17 protein-coding genes are annotated in these 16316 nt (G+C 30.9%); 12 read left to right on the top strand and 5 right to left on the bottom strand.

All coding sequences use genetic code 11. The features are described from left to right. Positions 1 to 194 precede the first annotated feature (194 nt). The 7 genes from KPL38_RS13565 to KPL38_RS13535 all read left to right on the top strand — a co-directional run bounded on the left by KPL38_RS13565 (position 195) and on the right by KPL38_RS13535 (position 7177). Positions 195 to 1247, top strand: coding sequence for an SH3 domain-containing protein (locus KPL38_RS13565; protein ID WP_216289690.1), 1053 nt, complete (start codon positions 195 to 197; stop codon positions 1245 to 1247). A 370-nt stretch (positions 1248 to 1617) separates the two neighbouring features. Then, entirely contained in the window at positions 1618 to 2391 is a 774-nt protein-coding gene (locus tag KPL38_RS13560) for a LamB/YcsF family protein (RefSeq protein WP_216289689.1), read from the top strand. 11 nt (positions 2392 to 2402) lie between these two features. After that, positions 2403 to 3632: an NRAMP family divalent metal transporter gene (locus KPL38_RS13555; protein WP_216289688.1), complete on the top strand. Its 1230-nt coding sequence runs from the start codon at positions 2403 to 2405 to the stop codon at positions 3630 to 3632. Positions 3633 to 3647: 15 nt separating this feature from the next. Next, complete coding sequence (pxpB, locus tag KPL38_RS13550) at positions 3648 to 4382, top strand: 5-oxoprolinase subunit PxpB (protein ID WP_216289687.1); 735 nt, start codon at positions 3648 to 3650, stop codon at positions 4380 to 4382. A 4-nt stretch (positions 4383 to 4386) separates the two neighbouring features. Next, on the top strand, positions 4387 to 5421 hold the full coding sequence (locus tag KPL38_RS13545; protein ID WP_216289686.1) for a 5-oxoprolinase subunit C family protein: 1035 nt from the start codon (positions 4387 to 4389) through the stop codon (positions 5419 to 5421). Positions 5422 to 5455: 34 nt separating this feature from the next. Beyond that, the gene (locus KPL38_RS13540) at positions 5456 to 6967 is read left to right on the top strand and encodes an oxaloacetate decarboxylase subunit alpha (protein ID WP_216289685.1); all 1512 of its coding nucleotides are present in this window, start codon (positions 5456 to 5458) and stop codon (positions 6965 to 6967) included. 33 nt (positions 6968 to 7000) lie between these two features. After that, complete coding sequence (locus tag KPL38_RS13535; protein ID WP_216289684.1) at positions 7001 to 7177, top strand: hypothetical protein; 177 nt, start codon at positions 7001 to 7003, stop codon at positions 7175 to 7177. 149 nt (positions 7178 to 7326) lie between these two features. Here the strand turns inward: KPL38_RS13535 and KPL38_RS13530 are convergent, their stop codons facing one another. From KPL38_RS13530 to KPL38_RS13520, 3 genes are all read right to left on the bottom strand, one after another. Next, on the bottom strand, positions 7327 to 9003 hold the full coding sequence (locus KPL38_RS13530) for a GH3 auxin-responsive promoter family protein (protein ID WP_216289683.1): 1677 nt from the start codon (positions 9001 to 9003) through the stop codon (positions 7327 to 7329). A 74-nt stretch (positions 9004 to 9077) separates the two neighbouring features. Next, positions 9078 to 9566: a MarR family winged helix-turn-helix transcriptional regulator gene (locus KPL38_RS13525; RefSeq protein ID WP_216289682.1), complete on the bottom strand. Its 489-nt coding sequence runs from the start codon at positions 9564 to 9566 to the stop codon at positions 9078 to 9080. Then, positions 9560 to 10504 (bottom strand): flavodoxin domain-containing protein, encoded by a 945-nt coding sequence (locus KPL38_RS13520; protein WP_216289681.1) that lies wholly within the window; start codon positions 10502 to 10504, stop codon positions 9560 to 9562. The genes KPL38_RS13525 and KPL38_RS13520 overlap by 7 nt, the downstream gene beginning before the upstream one ends. A gap of 332 nt (positions 10505 to 10836) precedes the next feature. Here KPL38_RS13520 and KPL38_RS13515 point away from each other — a divergent pair, with 332 nt between their 5' ends. The 5 genes from KPL38_RS13515 (at position 10837) to KPL38_RS13495 (ending at position 13933) form a co-directional block, all read left to right on the top strand. After that, on the top strand, positions 10837 to 11004 hold the full coding sequence (locus tag KPL38_RS13515) for a hypothetical protein (protein WP_216289680.1): 168 nt from the start codon (positions 10837 to 10839) through the stop codon (positions 11002 to 11004). Positions 11005 to 11287: 283 nt separating this feature from the next. Then, a complete protein-coding gene (locus KPL38_RS13510; RefSeq protein ID WP_216289679.1) occupies positions 11288 to 11764 on the top strand; it encodes a GNAT family N-acetyltransferase in 477 nt (158 codons plus the stop codon). Between the two features lie 236 nt (positions 11765 to 12000). Continuing rightward, positions 12001 to 12480: an acyl-CoA thioesterase gene (locus tag KPL38_RS13505; protein WP_216289678.1), complete on the top strand. Its 480-nt coding sequence runs from the start codon at positions 12001 to 12003 to the stop codon at positions 12478 to 12480. Between the two features lie 135 nt (positions 12481 to 12615). Next, positions 12616 to 13035: a universal stress protein gene (locus KPL38_RS13500; RefSeq protein ID WP_216289677.1), complete on the top strand. Its 420-nt coding sequence runs from the start codon at positions 12616 to 12618 to the stop codon at positions 13033 to 13035. Positions 13036 to 13360: 325 nt separating this feature from the next. Then, positions 13361 to 13933, top strand: a complete 573-nt coding sequence (locus KPL38_RS13495; protein ID WP_216289676.1) for an HD domain-containing protein — start codon at positions 13361 to 13363, stop codon at positions 13931 to 13933. A 186-nt stretch (positions 13934 to 14119) separates the two neighbouring features. Here KPL38_RS13495 and KPL38_RS13490 read toward each other — a convergent pair whose 3' ends face one another. Both KPL38_RS13490 and KPL38_RS13485 read right to left on the bottom strand, forming a co-directional pair. Continuing rightward, positions 14120 to 15076 carry a carbohydrate kinase family protein gene (locus KPL38_RS13490; RefSeq protein WP_216289675.1) on the bottom strand — a complete coding sequence of 319 codons (957 nt, stop codon included), beginning with the start codon at positions 15074 to 15076 and terminating at the stop codon, positions 14120 to 14122. Positions 15077 to 15234: 158 nt separating this feature from the next. After that, entirely contained in the window at positions 15235 to 15909 is a 675-nt protein-coding gene (locus KPL38_RS13485; RefSeq protein ID WP_216289674.1) for a YczE/YyaS/YitT family protein, read from the bottom strand. Between the last annotated feature and the right edge of the window lie 407 nt (positions 15910 to 16316).

Here is a 16316-nt window from a genome sequence, read left to right as displayed (position 1 = left end):
GTTATTTTTGCAAAACATAGTAATCCTCCTCTACGTACTGATTTTGATATTATTATATCATAATTACTACGTTTGGAAGTAATTACAAGCTTTTTGTGGGATAATCATATATATATATAAAATGTTAAATTTAGAATAAATTTTATTTTAAACTAAAATAAGGAGCGAATATATACTCCGTGGGGGGAATTACATTGAAAAATATTAAAAATTTAACAACATTTAGAAGCGGCTCATTAAAAACAAAAGTTATTATAGTTACTACTATTATGGGGATTGCATTGGTATCTGTAGGAAGTATCAACAATGCAAATTATAAAAATAGTTCAGGTAGTATGGATAAAAATATCAAAGTATTTAGTAGTGTGTATGCAACACAATATGGGGTAACAACTGGGAGCAACTTGAGTGTCCGAAGTGGAGCAGGAACAAACTACGCTATATTGGGAAGTATGAAAATCGGCGCAAAAGTCATTATAACCGGAAAAACAAATAATTTTTATAAAATAACTTACAATGGAAAAATAGCTTATGTAAGTGCTTTATATGTAAAAATAACAGCTAAACCTGTTGTAGTAGTAACACCACCTGCAGTATACAAAACACAGTATGGGGTAACAACTGGGAGCAATTTGAGTGTCCGAAGTGGAGCAGGAACAAACTACGCTATATTAGGAAGTATGAAAATCGGGACAAAAGTCATTATAACCGGAAAAACAAATAATTTTTATAAAGTAACTTACAATGGAAAAATAGCTTATGTAAGTGCCCAATATGTAAAAATAACAGCTAAACCTGTTGTAGTAGTAATACCACCTGCAGTATACAAAACACAGTATGGTGTAACAACAGGGAGCAATTTGAGTGTTCGAAGTGGAGCAGGAACAAACTATGCTATATTAGGAAGTATGAAAATTGGGACAAAAGTTGTTATAACTGGAAAAACAAATAATTTTTATAAAGTAACTTACAACGGAAAAGCAGGTTATGTAAGTGCTTTATATATAAAGATAACTGCTAAGCCTGTTGTAGTACCAGCAGTTTATGGTGGAACAGTACAATCAAAAATTTTGAATGTAAGAAGTGGGGCTGGAACAAACTACTCTATAATTGGAAGTGTAAAAGCACCAACAATAGTTATGATAAGCGGAGAGACAAATGGTTTTTATAAGATAGCTTATAATGGCAAAATAGGATATGTAAGTTCAGAGTATGTAATACCCGTTGGAAGTAAGGTAACAGATTAAGTGAAAAATTTGAAACTTTTATAATAACTTTCAGTTGAAATTTTGTAGTATAAGAACTTGTAAATAATTTTATTTAACATTAAGAAGACTACATTCCTTTTAATATGATTTGGGGAAATGTAGTTTTTTTAGAGTTGTGCTATATTTTTGATTGGGATAAGTTAGAAACATAAAACTAAAATATTGTTAAAAGGAATAATCAGACTGTTAAAATGTATATATATACGGTATACTTATCTAAAAATGAGATAATTTTATTATTAATTTTGGTTATAAATTTTTTGATTGCAATCGGGTATTACAGTTGAAAATTTATAACCATTTAGAGTTTCTATCTTATAAGGAAATGACATAAAGGAGAATAAACAATATGAGCAAAATAATTGATTTAAATAGTGATGTAGGAGAAAGTTTTGGTGCTTACAAGATTGGACTTGATAAAGAGGTTCTTAAATATGTATCATCAGCTAATATAGCTTGCGGATGGCATGCAGGTGATCCTATGGTTATGAGAGATACTGTGAGATATGCTTATAAAAGTAATGTAGGTATTGGAGCACACCCTGGATTTTTAGATATTATGGGTTTTGGTAGAAGAAATATGGTAGTATCTCCAGGCGAGATGAAGCAGTATACAATATATCAGCTTGGAGCTTTATCAGGTTTCGTGAAATCAGCAGGAGCAAAAATGCAACACGTAAAACCTCATGGAGCAATGTATAACATGGCAGCTAAGGATAGCAAATTAGCTCAGGCTATAATAGAGGGTATATGGGAAGTGGATAGGGATTTGATAGTTCTTGGATCTTCTGGAAGTGAAATGATAAAGGCAGCAAAGGAAAAAGGGTTAAAAGCCGCAAATGAGGTTTTTGCTGATAGGGCATACAATGTTGATGGAACCCTTGTGGCAAGAAGCCTTCCTGGTGCAATGATTCTAGATACGAATATAGCTATTTCGAGAGTAATTAGAATGGTAACAGAGGGAAAGGTGACAGCAATAACTGGTGAAGATGTGAACATAAAGGCAGATTCCATATGTGTTCATGGGGATAATCCAGAGGCTACACAGTTTGTGAGGCTTATAAGGGAAGAACTATTAAAAGCTAAAGTGGAAATAAAACCACTTAGTGAATTTATTAAATAGGAGGTAATGTAATGAAAAATAATTCTGATTTAGAAAAACAAGATGTAAACAAAAAAAAGAAAAGTAATGTAGGCGTGCTAATTGGAGCATCATTCATTATGGCTACATCTGCCATAGGACCGGGATTTTTGACTCAAACTGCGGTATTTACAGAATCGCTTAAAGCTAACTTGGGATTTATTATACTCCTTGTTATTATTATAGATCTTATAGCACAGCTCAATATATGGCAGGTTATTGGTGTGTCAGGACTCAGGGCTCAGGATATTGCAAATAAGATGGTACCTGGTCTTGGCGTTTTTCTAGCAGTACTTATAACTATTGGGGGATTTGCATTTTGTATAGGAAACATTTCAGGTGCCGCCCTTGGTCTTAATGTATTATTTGGGTTGAACACTAAAATAGGTGCTATTATTAGTTGTGGTATAGGTATTATACTGTTTAGTTCTAAAGAAGCTGGAAAAGCAATGGATGTTTTTGCAAAGGTACTTGGTGTTGGAACATTGTTACTTGTAGCATATGTGGCATTTAGAACTCATCCCCCAGTTGGAGAGATGATTCTAAGGACTGTTTCACCAACTAAGGTTACATTCTTACCATTATTAACTCTTGTCGGTGGAACAGTAGGTGGATATATATGCTTTTCAGGAGGACATAGATTAATAGATGCTGGAATTACAGGAAAGGAGCATGTGAAAGAAATAACCAAAAGTTCAGTGCTTGCTATATCATTAGCGTCACTTATGAGAATACTTCTTTTCGCTGCTATTCTTGGTGTTGTTGTAAACATTGGCAAACCACTTGGAACTGTTAACCCTGCGGCTGAAGCATTTAGACTTGGAGCAGGCAATTTGGGTTATAAATTGTTTGGAGTTATACTCTTTTCAGCTGGTTTAACCGCAATGGTTGGGTCATCATATACAACTTTATCATTTTTAAAAACACTAACACCTTTTTTTGATAAATATACGTCAAAATGTATAATAGGCTTTATTACTATATGTACGTTAGTGTTCCTAATAATAGGTAAGCCTGTAAAGTTACTTGTGCTAGCAGGATCACTTAATGGTTTGATTCTTCCAATTTCACTTGGAATAATACTTATTGCGTCAACTAAGAAAAATATTGTAGGAGACTATAAGCATTCAAAGTTGCTTATGTATTTGGGTTATATTGTTGTAATATTAGCAGTTATTGCAGGTTACCAGTCAATGGGTGGAATAGTTGCGTTGTTTAAATAGGAGGTTAAATGGAGTATGTACAAAGAAGTTAAGTTCTTAATTGCTGGGGATAGAGCATTAGTAATAGAATTTGGAGATAAAATTGAGAAGCAGGTTAATTCAAAAATTAGAAGTCTTACACTAGCAATGGAGAGAGCAGGCATTGTAGGAATAAACGAGATTATTCCTACATATAGGTCACTCATGGTAATTTATGATCCTATGATAATGGAATTGGATAATCTTATATGTGTGATAAAATCTATTATATCGAAGATGCATGAATTGAAACTTCCAGATGCTAAAGTTATAGAAGTGCCAACACTTTATGGTGGAGAGTATGGCCCTGATATTGAGTTTGTGGCAAAGCATAATAAAATATCAGTAGATGAAGTTATAAAAATTCACACAAGCGTGGAATATTTGATTTATATGATTGGATTTACACCTGGGTTCCCATATCTTGGAGGTATGAGTGATAAAATAGAGGCTCCTAGGCTTCAAAATCCAAGGACTAAAATACCGGTTGGAAGTGTAGGAATTGCAGGTAAACAGACAGGCATATATCCAATAGAAAGCCCCGGAGGGTGGCAACTAATTGGTAGAACTCCTGTTAAATTGTATGATCCATACCGGAAGGATCCTGTACTATTAAATGCGGGCGATTATATAAAATTTGTACAGATAGATGAAAATGAATTTAAAAATATTGAGGCTTTAGAGAGAGAAGAAAAATATAAAGTAATTATAAGAGAGAAGTTAAGAAGGTGATTATATGACAACAATGAAAATATTAAAGCCAGGTATGTATACTACAATTCAGGACATCGGTAGGTATAATTATCAAAAATCTGGTATGTCTGTTTCTGGTGCTATGGATCAATTTTCACTAAGAGTGGCTAATATTCTTGTTGGGAACAAGGATGGCGAGGCATGTTTAGAAGCTACTCTTTTCGGTCTTAGAATAAAATTTGATGGCGATGCCTTGATTGCAGTTACAGGAGCTAATCTTATGCCAAGGATAAATAATAAGCCTATAGACATGTGGTCGGGAATTAAGGTGTCAGATGGTGATGAACTCTCTTTTGAAACAGCTCAAAGCGGCTGTAGGAGTTACATAGCGATAGCCAATGGCATTGATGTGCCAGAGGTTATGGGAAGTAAGTTTACCTATGTTAAGGGAAAAGTAGGAGGATTTCGGGGAAGGATGCTTAAGGCTGGCGACGAGATTAAGATTGGATGTCTTGGAGAGAATAATTTAACTAGTATAAAAAAGCTTCCAATTGAGTTAATACCATCGTATTCTAAGGATAATATCGTGAGAGTTGTATTGGGCCCACAGGACGATTATTTTACTAACGACGGTATAAATACATTTTTTGATTGTGAGTATCGAGTAACAAGTGCAGCTGATAGAATGGGATACCGATTATCTGGTCCTAAAGTTTCACATATTAATTCTGCAGATATTATATCTGATGGAATAACCATGGGGTCTGTACAAATACCAGGAGATGGTGCTCCAATAATTATGATGGCAGATAGGCAAACTACTGGTGGATATACGAAAATTGCTACAATAATAACTCCTGATATAAACATAGTGGGACAGTTAAAGCCTGGAGACAGTATCAGGTTTAAGTTAATAGATATTGAAGAAGCTCATAGAATATACAGAAAATATATGAAAGTTTTTGATTTCATAAGAGAAAGTGTAAAAAAACCTGGATGTGGCACAATAGCCGGTGAAAAGTTTAAAGTAAGAGTGAATAATAAGGAGTATGAAGTAATCGTACAGGAAATTAAGTAATAAAGAAAAACGAACTCTTAGGAGGGATAGAATAGTGAATCCAATTAGAATAACTGAAACAGTACTAAGAGATGGTCAGCAATCTTTAATTGCTACCAGATTAAAAACAAAGGAGATATTACCAATCCTAGAAAAAATGGATAAGGTTGGGTATTATTCCATAGAGATGTGGGGAGGAGCAACTTTTGATTCATGTCTACATTTTCTTAATGAGGACCCTTGGGAAAGACTAAGAGAAATACGCAAGGTGGTTAAAAACACTAAACTTCAAATGCTCCTTAGGGGTCAAAATCTTTTAGGATATAAGCATTATGCGGATGATGTAGTTGAGGCATTTATTAAAAAGTCTATAGAAAATGGCATAGATATAATAAGAGTATTTGATGCATTAAATGATACAAGAAATATGGAAACTTCAATTAGAGTTATCAAAGAATGTGGAGCACATTGTCAGTGTTCTATATGTTATACAACTAGTCCCGTAAACACTCTAGATTACTATGTTGAATTATCAATAAAACTCGAGAAATTAGGGGCACAGTCAATTTGTATTAATGATATGGCAGGTATATTAACGCCATATACGGCTTTTGAATTAGTGAAAAAATTAAAAGCAGTTGTAAAAATACCATTATGTTTACATGCTCATTGTACTAGTGGAATAGCTTCTATGACATATTTAAAGGCTATTGAAGCAGGAATAGATATTATTGACACTGCAATTTCTCCATTTTCAGAGGGAGCATCACAACCACCTACAGAATCGATGGTCATTACTTTAAAAGAGAGTCCACGTGATTCTAAATTAGATATTAATTTATTAGGTGAAATAGCAAACTATTTTAGACCTATAAAAGTAAAATACAGAGAAGATGGAATGCTAAATCCAAAAGTTATGGATGTAGAACCTAGAACTATTATATATCAGGTTCCTGGAGGTATGTTATCGAACCTTTTATTAGAGCTTAAGGAGCAGGGGGTTGAATCTAAATATAAAGAAGTCCTTACAGAGATGCCCCGAGTGAGAGAAGATTTAGGATTCCCACCTTTAATTACGCCTCTTATTCAAATGGTAGGAACTCAAGCAATGTTTAATGTATTGTCTGGATCCCGATATAAAACAATTCCAAAAGAATTAAAAGACTATGTTAAAGGACTTTATGGAAGTTCGCCTAAACCTATAAAAGATGAAATAAGGAAAAAAATTATAGGAGACACGAAAATTATAACCCAAAGACCGGCAGATTTAATAGAACCTTCAATGAAAAAATATGAGAATGAAATTGGAGATTTGGCAACTAATATTGAAGATGTGTTGACCTATGCTTTATTCCCAAGAATTGCAAAAAGGTTTTTTGAGAATAGGTTAAGTGATAATATAAACAAAAACAGTTATAAAAAAATAATAACAAATTGTAAAATTGAAGAAATAAATGAAATAGATGAAGAAGAAAGGACAGTAGTAGCACTTGTAGCATCGGCTATGGCAGTGCGCGATAATCCGAATTCGGAGTTTAGAATATCAAAAATTAAAAGAATAAAATGATGGGCATAATTTTCCTAGGAAGGTGTTAATAATATGAAAAAATATATGATAACGCTAAATGATAAAGTTTATGAAGTAGAAATAGAAGAAGTAATAAAGTCAACTGGGAAAGAGAAGGCAAAGATAATACAAAATAGCAATGTTACCTCTATAGATGTTAATGAAGGGGATAGTGTTGATGCTGGACAAAGCAATATTCACATTGATTAAATAAGAATTATATTTTGCGCGAAATTAAATTAAACGGCCAAAGCCCTAAATCTCATTGGGTCAAGGCCGTTTAATATTTAGCTGTAAAGTAGATGTTAAAAGTTCGTATATTTTATCTTAAGGCTATTGATAGTAACACAAAATCCTTTTTACATTACGTTTTCCTCCAACAATCTGAGCAATGAAGAATCCTGAATTAGGCGGGGAATCTTGACTTGGTTAAGGGAAGCACCACGTTTTAAGAGCTCATGTTTGAGAGTTTGAAACGTATCTCCTTGAACAAAATGTATATCAACTTTGTTGATACGTTTTTCCTTAACTCCAGCTAGATAACGTGGGTTAGCCTTTTCAAGGCATTGCTCTAAAGTGTTTTTCATTTTCAACATTTTAGTTGAAGTGATTAATGGCTCATTAGTCTCAATATAAAAGAGGTAATGTCCAACTACATCCTCTAATTCTAAGGTGATTGTATAATCTTCTAAGACAACGCCTACGGTTTTAGCAGTACTAATAAGAGCACATTGTACTGCTTGTTCCGATGTCTTTTCCCCTGCCAAATTAAGAAGTTGACCTTTGCGATACATAAATTCAATCATAGGGCTTTTATGAGAATAACCAATGACTTTTATTATATCTCCCATTCGATATCGATAAAACCCAGAATAGTTTGTGATTACAACTTCATACATCTCTCCGATTTTTAACTTATCTAAATCAAAGGTTGTTGGATTTGATTTTTCAGATTCATCAAGAGGGATAAACTCAAAATAAGCTGACCTAGGGGTAACGACATAACTTACATCATTTATGTGAGTAGCAATTCCGATTAATGCTTCTGTCGCTCCATACATCCCTGAAAAAATAGGTAAGTCTCCAATATAATATCGAAGCCTATCCAAGTATATTCTAAAACTTCCACCCACTACACAAGATATATTGCTGATTTTTGGCCACAACCTTTGCACAATTTTTTGCATCCCTTTACTTAGTTCACGCTTTAACTCTTTTGCTCTGAGCATGTCAGGTTTTAATTGTTTTTCTAATTGGGTTCTTACTTCTAAATCTAAGGTTAAGTTTGGCGAGATTGTACCATTACTAATATCATCAATAATCTGCGGCCACTGTTTTTCTAACATACCAAAAATCTGTACAATTCCAGATGGAAAAGGAGACATTATATATGCTAAATTCCGTTCTTTTAGTGCAAACAATAAATGTAGATAATTGGCCACTTGCTGATCTTTGATAGTTAAAACTTCAGATGGAGAGGTCCAAAAGTAGTGGAGCATCTTTTTCATAGACTGCATCCCACCAGAAGTACCTGAACCAGTTGGAATTCCCACTGGAGTATTCCCTGATTGCAACATGTTCATAAGAAGCAAACCCTTGCCACCTGTTCTTGCAGCAGGTAGAGCTTGAGAAAGTGAACCATGTTGAAGAAACATCATACTCATGTTAATAATCTTCCTGGTTTTGGCTGTAGTTGGAATGCGTTTTTGCTTTCCGGTGGTACCAGAACTTAAGCCAAAATATTGAATCTTATCAGATGTCAGTATGTTTTCAGTACCTGCAGCAATTTCTTCAATGCAGCTTTCATAGTCGGGATAGCTTGTTAACGGAACAACGTTTTTATAATTCGATGAATTTTGTATTCCTTCAAAGTTGTATAATTCACCATAAACTGTTTTTGAATTACCCTGTAGAATTTCTTTTAAAACATCTCGGTTAACGTCTCCTGCTTTTATTGTATCCTTAATAAACTTCTTATAAGACAAATCAGAACCCATAGCATAGGATTGATTTATTACCCACTCCAGTATGTTCATACCTTATTACTCCTTCTTTTATAGAATTAAACTATTACATACAGTTGATATAGTTTTTTAATAAACTAAAATCTCTAATTATTTTTTCTGATCGTTTTCGTTGCATTTTTTGCTACCTTTGCTAACATATTGTCTAATAAATTTAAAACTGATTCATCAAAATCTCCTAATATATGCTCATTCCATTCTTTCAAAATTTCTATCAATGTTTGTTTAAATGTAAAAGCTTTATCTGTTAATTTAAAAAAATAAGACCTAGTATCTTCAGTATTATTTTTTCGTATCACATATCCTTTTTTTTCTAAAGATTGCATTGTACGTGTTATTACGCTTTTATCATAATGAAGTTCATCAATCAGTTGATCTTGTGACGTACCAACTAAATTTATATCAGAATCTTTTAATATTTGAGCATCCTTTTGACCATTGTGTCCATATAGAGCAAGAAGTACCATTCCTTCTGCTGTATTTAGTTCATAATTTTTTAATGAACCTTTTAAAAATGATTTGAAATATTTTTCTATAATTAATATATTACATCCAATGGTAGCAGACTTTAACATGTAAGCACTTGTTTAGAGTCAAAGTTGTTTTTCTTAAAGTCGACATTTAGGAACTCAAATTTTTGTGGTATAACCTTAATTAGATATAAATCTATAGATAATTTTTCTAATGTACTTAATTCAATCCCTTTAGATTTAAATACTTTAAGATATTCCTCATTAAATGAGGGTACTATTTCAGCTAAACCTGATATCTGTAATCCTTTTACATCGTTCATGGTTTTATAGTTATCAGCTATACTCATAGATACAGATTTATTTTGAAGAATTCCTTTGAATTTCATTCCTCCCTCTGTGATTATATAGAAATTACACTTATAATATTGATACTCTATTGGTGTACATCTTATAAATTTACCTATTCCTGTTGCTAATGCACAAGTATTATGATTCATAATAAATTTTTCGATTTCTTTCGCAAGTAAATTATTAGGCATTATTGAATTAGGTGTTTTCATGATTTTTATGAATTTTTCTGCAACAGTTATTACATTTTCTGTTTTAAAATTTCCACAATCTTTAACTGGCATACCTAATTTTTCACTAAACATTTTAACTGAATTATAATCGTCTTTTGATAGTTTATTAAGTCGTAATTCTCCTTCTACAAATTCAGATATATCTTCAGTTCGTTTTAATAATTCAGCAAATTCCTTTAAATGTTTTGGAAAATCAAAATTAGATATTCCAACACCTATAATACCTGTTTTTTTAATGCTAATTTGTTTTTTTAATTCATTCACATAAGATTTAATCATTTTTGCAGTGTCATAAGCATAAAACCCAAAAACAAAAATAATATTTTGATAATATTCTAACTTTTTTGGAGCTTTTTCTACACTGCAAAATTTTGTATTGCCAAGTACATAAGCTAAAATCTCTGCTGTCTTTTTCGAAGTACCATGTTTACCTTCATAAATTATTAATGTATTTAACATAATTAACCTCCATTAACTTGTTTATTTTCTAGATAGTTGTTTTTTCAACTATTTTTAGTATGTTATATATTAGTTGAAAAAACAACTAATATATAATATATTTTTCTTTTTTTTATAATGCACATCAAAGATTTATTATATATGTAAATTATCAAATTAACTAAAATGTCGAAAAAAGTAACACAATTCTTCTTTTATGTTTTATTTTATATAAGTTTTAAAATAATTTGTTTAAAATAAAGGAACTTAATAGTATTTTGTCGAATATACATAAAGTAATACAAAAAGTAATACAAAATAATCTTATAAAAGAAATTAGGGGTGAGGTATATATGGCAGTACATAATCAAAATATGTCCGTTGATACAGAGGTATATGCAGATTTTTGTAAGTATTCAGAGCCAAAGGGAATTAAATTTAGTAGCTGGTTAACAATTAAAATGCGAGAGTTTGTAGAAGCTGAAATATTAATTGAAGAATTTGTAAAGAATAAAAAATAAAGGCATCCAGTTTGAGTGTCTTTTTATATGGTTTTGATTTATGTATTAGTAGTAATAATTTTCTTCTCCTATATTCATTTACTCTGTATTTTGTATGCATTTTTGTGACCTCCATTGGCTCATTGAAGCATAAAAAGAACAGGTCAAAATCAATGATGAAAATATTTATAAAAATATATTTCATCATTTAAAATAATGGTATAATCTTTATAAGAATTATTTAACAAGCGTATAACATTATGAAGCAAAATTATTAATAAAAGGTCTGTATGGAAGTGATAAAATGATAAGACAGATAGAAAGAGATGAAATTAAAGTATGTGTACAAGTAATTAGAAAAAGTTTTGAGACGGTAGCACAAGAATTTAGTCTTACAAAAGATAATTGTCCAGGTAATGCAAGATTTGTGGAAGTTGAAAAATTATATAAGCAGTATGATGCAGGTAGACCAATGTTTGCTTATCTAGATAATGGTATCATTGTAGGTTATTTTTCGCTTAGTAAGAATAAAGGTAGGAGTTTTGAACTGAATAATCTTGCTGTATTGGTAGAATATCGTCATAAAGGTTATGGTAGAGAAATGATTATTTTTGCAATGGATAAAGCCCGTGAAATGGGAAGTAATAAAATGACTATCGGATTAATTGAAGAAAGTACAAAATTAAAGAATTGGTACAGTGGTTTAGGATTTATACATACAGGTGCAAGAAAATATAAACATTTGCCTTTCACAGTGAGTTTTATGAAAATTGGATTTTAGGCTTCTATTGTGTTTAGTGTTACTAAATAAAATTTAAACTATTCATAATAATATCAAATACATTAAAAACAATAAAATTCAATTAAGGCTATATAAATTATCTTAAAAGTCAATTAGAAATAAGTGAAATTTTAAGTGGAATATGTTTAAAATGCTAAAAAAATGGTATAATTTATTTAAAGTAAATTATACAAATATAAGTATAAGAAAAAATAATTTACATAAGGAGGAAACACATGAAAAAAAATTCAAAAGAATCTACAATAACACTCGGTCAGGTAATGCTTCCAACTAATGCTAATGTAGCAGGCAATGTATTCGGTGGTGAAATATTGAAAATGATGGATTCGGTTGCTTATGCAGTTGCAATGAAACATTCAGAAAGTAACGTTGTTACTGCAAGAATTGATGAAATTATATTTCATAAACCAATTTATATAGGTTCAGTAGTACAGTGCACTGGAAAAGTTGTATTTACAGGTAAAAGTTCTATTGAGGTCTATGTTACTGTATACGTGGATGACATACAAAATAGAAAGTCAAATGGTAAGGCTCTTTGTGCTTACTTTACTATGGTAGCAATGGATGAGAATAATGAACCCAAAATAATACCCCAGTTAGAATTAATAGATGAACAAGAAAAAATAGAATTTGAAAAGGGTAAAGAGCGATATGAAAAAAGAAAATCAATTAGAAAATACCAAAACACAATATAAAATTAAAAGAAATTATTTTTCATGACATCATAGGAAAACATACGAACTTCGTTAATACATATTTTATGATATCTGCTTATTTCAATGATATATTAGAAATATCATTGAAATAAGTAATTTAAGGAGGCGTTGTATATGAAAAAAATAAAAATATTGGTGCCATTAGATGGTTCGGATAGAAGCATGCACTCTGTTAATTGGTTGAAAAAATTTTTTAGTAAGGATGCTATTTCTATTACACTAATTAATGTAATGGAAATAATTTTAACTAACGAGATGATGGATCCTGTAAATTCAACTGGATATGACTATATAACAGAAGACAGTAATTTGGTTTTAGATAAAGCAATAAAGGAATTAGAAGGTTATGAAGTTGAAAAGGTGACAGCTTTGGGATATGCTGCAGATGAAATATTAAGAAAAGCTGAAAAAGATAGTTTTGACCTAATAATAATGACAAAGTGTAGCAAAAATGGTTTATATAGACTAATTGGTTCTGTAACAAGTAAGGTTGTTAGAAAGGCTAAAATATCAGTAACAGTTATTCCTGATTAGTATTTAATAGAATAATAAAAAACTTAATCTTTACAATATAATTAAATAAATGGGTTATATGTAAATTGTATTTATTAAAGTGAAAATGGTGATATTGGCTAAATATATGCATAAAACAAATGTCGTGAAAAATAATTTCACGACATTTGTTTTTAACTTATAAAAATAGAAGAGCCTAATATATATGATAAATTAACTAGAAATTCTCAGTTTTTATTTATAAAAGCAAAAAAAACAACAGATTAAGTTAACCGCATATTTTTAATATGGTTTGTGTCAATATTGTATTTTAAGCCGCATAAACTTAAAACCGGGAGGAATTTCTTTGAATTCAGTAAAATTAGTAGAGGCTATTTCAGATATTGTTGAGGAAAGAAGTAAAAAGGATACTAATATATTTGGATATGAAATATGGACCTACCATGTTGCTATTGTTGTAAAATATGCGAAACTATTGGCTGCAAAATTAGGAGCAGATAAAGAAATTGTTGAAATATCAGCTTTGCTACATGACTATGCAAGCATAAAAGATTCTTCAATGTATAAAGAACATCATATGTACGGGGCAATTGAAGCAGAAAAGATTTTAAATGGGTTTAACTACCCAAAAGAGAGAACAAATAAAGTTAAAGAATGTATTATTCAACATAGGGGGAGTGTACCAATTGATAGAACTACTAAGGAATCAATATGCATTGCCAGTGCTGATGCAATGGCACATATAGACCAAGTCCCATCATTATTACATCTTGTATATTATAAAAGGGAAATGGATGTGGTTGAAGGTGCTAACTGGGTAATTAAAAAGCTTGAAAGAAGTTGGAATAAATTATGTCCTGAGGCTAAAGAAATAATGAAATGTAAATATGAAAGTGCCAAAATCATTTTAAATAGTTAATTCATAACTTTTGTGTACTGCGAAAACTTGTAGATAATAGAGAAGTTGATTGATTAAGTTTTGATGATTATAAAAAAATTAGAACATAAGTATTTTCCCACCATATATAATAAAAAAAGAAACAAAATTAATTGTTCCTTTCTCTATGATTAATACAGGTCAACTAATATTCAATTTTTATTTAAATTATTTTAACATTTGTATTTCTTCAAGCGTTGGTAGGGATGCTATAGCGCCTAACTTAGTACATGTAATAGCCCCAACTTTATTACTAAAAAGTATGATATCTTTAATAGTATCAGGATTACTCATGAATGATTTTGGATTTTTTAACTGTGATAATTTATAAAGAAAAGCACCTACAAAGGCATCACCAGCTCCGGTTGAATCAATGCATTTAATTTTGATACTATTGATTATGCTACTTCCTTCATTGCTAGAAATTAATGTACCTGCATTTCCAAGAGTAACGGCTACAACTTTTGCACCTAAGCTATGAAAAAACTTAACACCTTCATCTATATCTTCTTTACCTGAAATTATCTTTATTTCTTCATCACTTACTTTAACAAAATCTGAATATTTAAGACATTGTTTTGATATTTCTACAAAGTCACTTAATCTGTTTTTCCATAAATCTATTCTATAATTAGGATCAAAAGAAATAAAAGCTTTATTTTCAAAAGCAAGTTCCATAGCCTTTAAATAACTTTCTTTTGAAGGTCCACCTAAAAGTGCTGTTGCAGAACCAAAATGTATTATATTAAAAGATTTTAGCTTATCAATATCTAGCTCATCTAAAGTTAATAATTCGTCTGCACCTCTATTAAAAATAAAATCCCTTTCCCCATCTTCATTTAACGAAACAAATGCTAAAGTAGTTTTAGAATTTTCATCAAGTATAAGCATAGAAGTATCTACTCCGGCATCCTCTAATGTTTCCTTAAGGAACATACCAAAGTTATCATTACCAACTTTTCCTGCAAAATATGCTTGTCCTCCTAACTTTGATATAGCTGCTGCTACGTTAGCGGGTGCACCACCTGCTTTTTTTACAAAATTCTCACCTTTAGTTAAACCACTATTAATATCTGAACAAATAAAATCAATTAACAATTCACCAATACATAGTATTTTATTCAAAAATACGCCTCCTAATTTCAATTATTATAAATTACGACTATTTTCAAGCCATTAAGGTTACCTACCTATCTCAAAGAATTATTACAGTATCGTTAATATGCAATTCCAAGGGAGATGATACAGCTCCAAAGGAGATGATACAGCTCCAAAGGAGATGATTAAGATTCTAAAGATACACTTTCTTCATTTTCATTTTCATCTTCAATTTGATTTTTAACAATAACATTTACGAACTTTTCTCCATAGGGAAGAGAAAATTGTATGAATGGACCTATTAATAATGCAGATATTATTGTACCTATTCCCAATATTCCTCCGAGTGCAAAGCCCATTATTAAAAAGCTAGCATCTAATGCCATACGAATCCAACGATATTGTAAATTAGTTTTGTCTTTTATAATAAATGGGATAATATCATTTGGCGCAACACCTAGATCACTTGCTTTAAGTATAGAAAATCCAATTGCAATTAAAGCACAACCGATTACAACTAAAAATATTTTCATACTAATATTTAAAGATTCAATTGGGAAAAATGAAACAGCTTTTACTCCAAGATCAATAATGGGTCCTACTCCAATGACGCATATAATTGTTCCTATCTTTATACGATGTCTTTCAACTGCAAGTATTATGCAAAATAATACAAATAAAATAACCATATTAGCATTTCCGGGTGTTTTATTTAATAAAAAGGCTAATCCCTGAGTGAATAAAGTAAATGGATCGGAACCAATGTTAGTTTTTAAAAACAAGGCTACTCCAATCTGTATAATACTCATTCCTACAAAAAATATAATTAGTCTTTTAATCAGATTTATTTTTTTAGTCATATCTTCCATCCCTCTCTTTATGTTCGTTTATGTTCGCTTAATTTCGATTGTTTCTATTTTACTACACTTTAGTAAACGGTGTCAACAGTTGAATTCTTTAAAATTTATATTAATAAATGATATTAGCACTAAATAGAGCAGGGGTAATGTCTTAACCTGACATAATTTGTAGTTTTTTATAGGCTAGACAACTGCCACTTATAGAAGATGGCAGACTTGAAGCTTACCAAATGTGCCATCAAGTATTAGATGATTATACTTATGCATAGGAATATCATATACCATACATATAAAACATATATTATGATTAAGCCACAAAAAGCTATATTTTCTCCGGTAGGAGTTAAGCTATTTCAAATTTTAGGCTATGCCTCTTGAAAATATTGTAAATTAATATGAAAATTTCA

Origin of the sequence: Clostridium psychrophilum (assembly GCF_018861705.1) — a bacterium.
In the GTDB taxonomy this organism is placed as follows: domain Bacteria; phylum Bacillota; class Clostridia; order Clostridiales; family Clostridiaceae; genus Clostridium_AD; species Clostridium_AD psychrophilum.
This window is presented reverse-complemented; position numbering and strand designations above follow the sequence as displayed.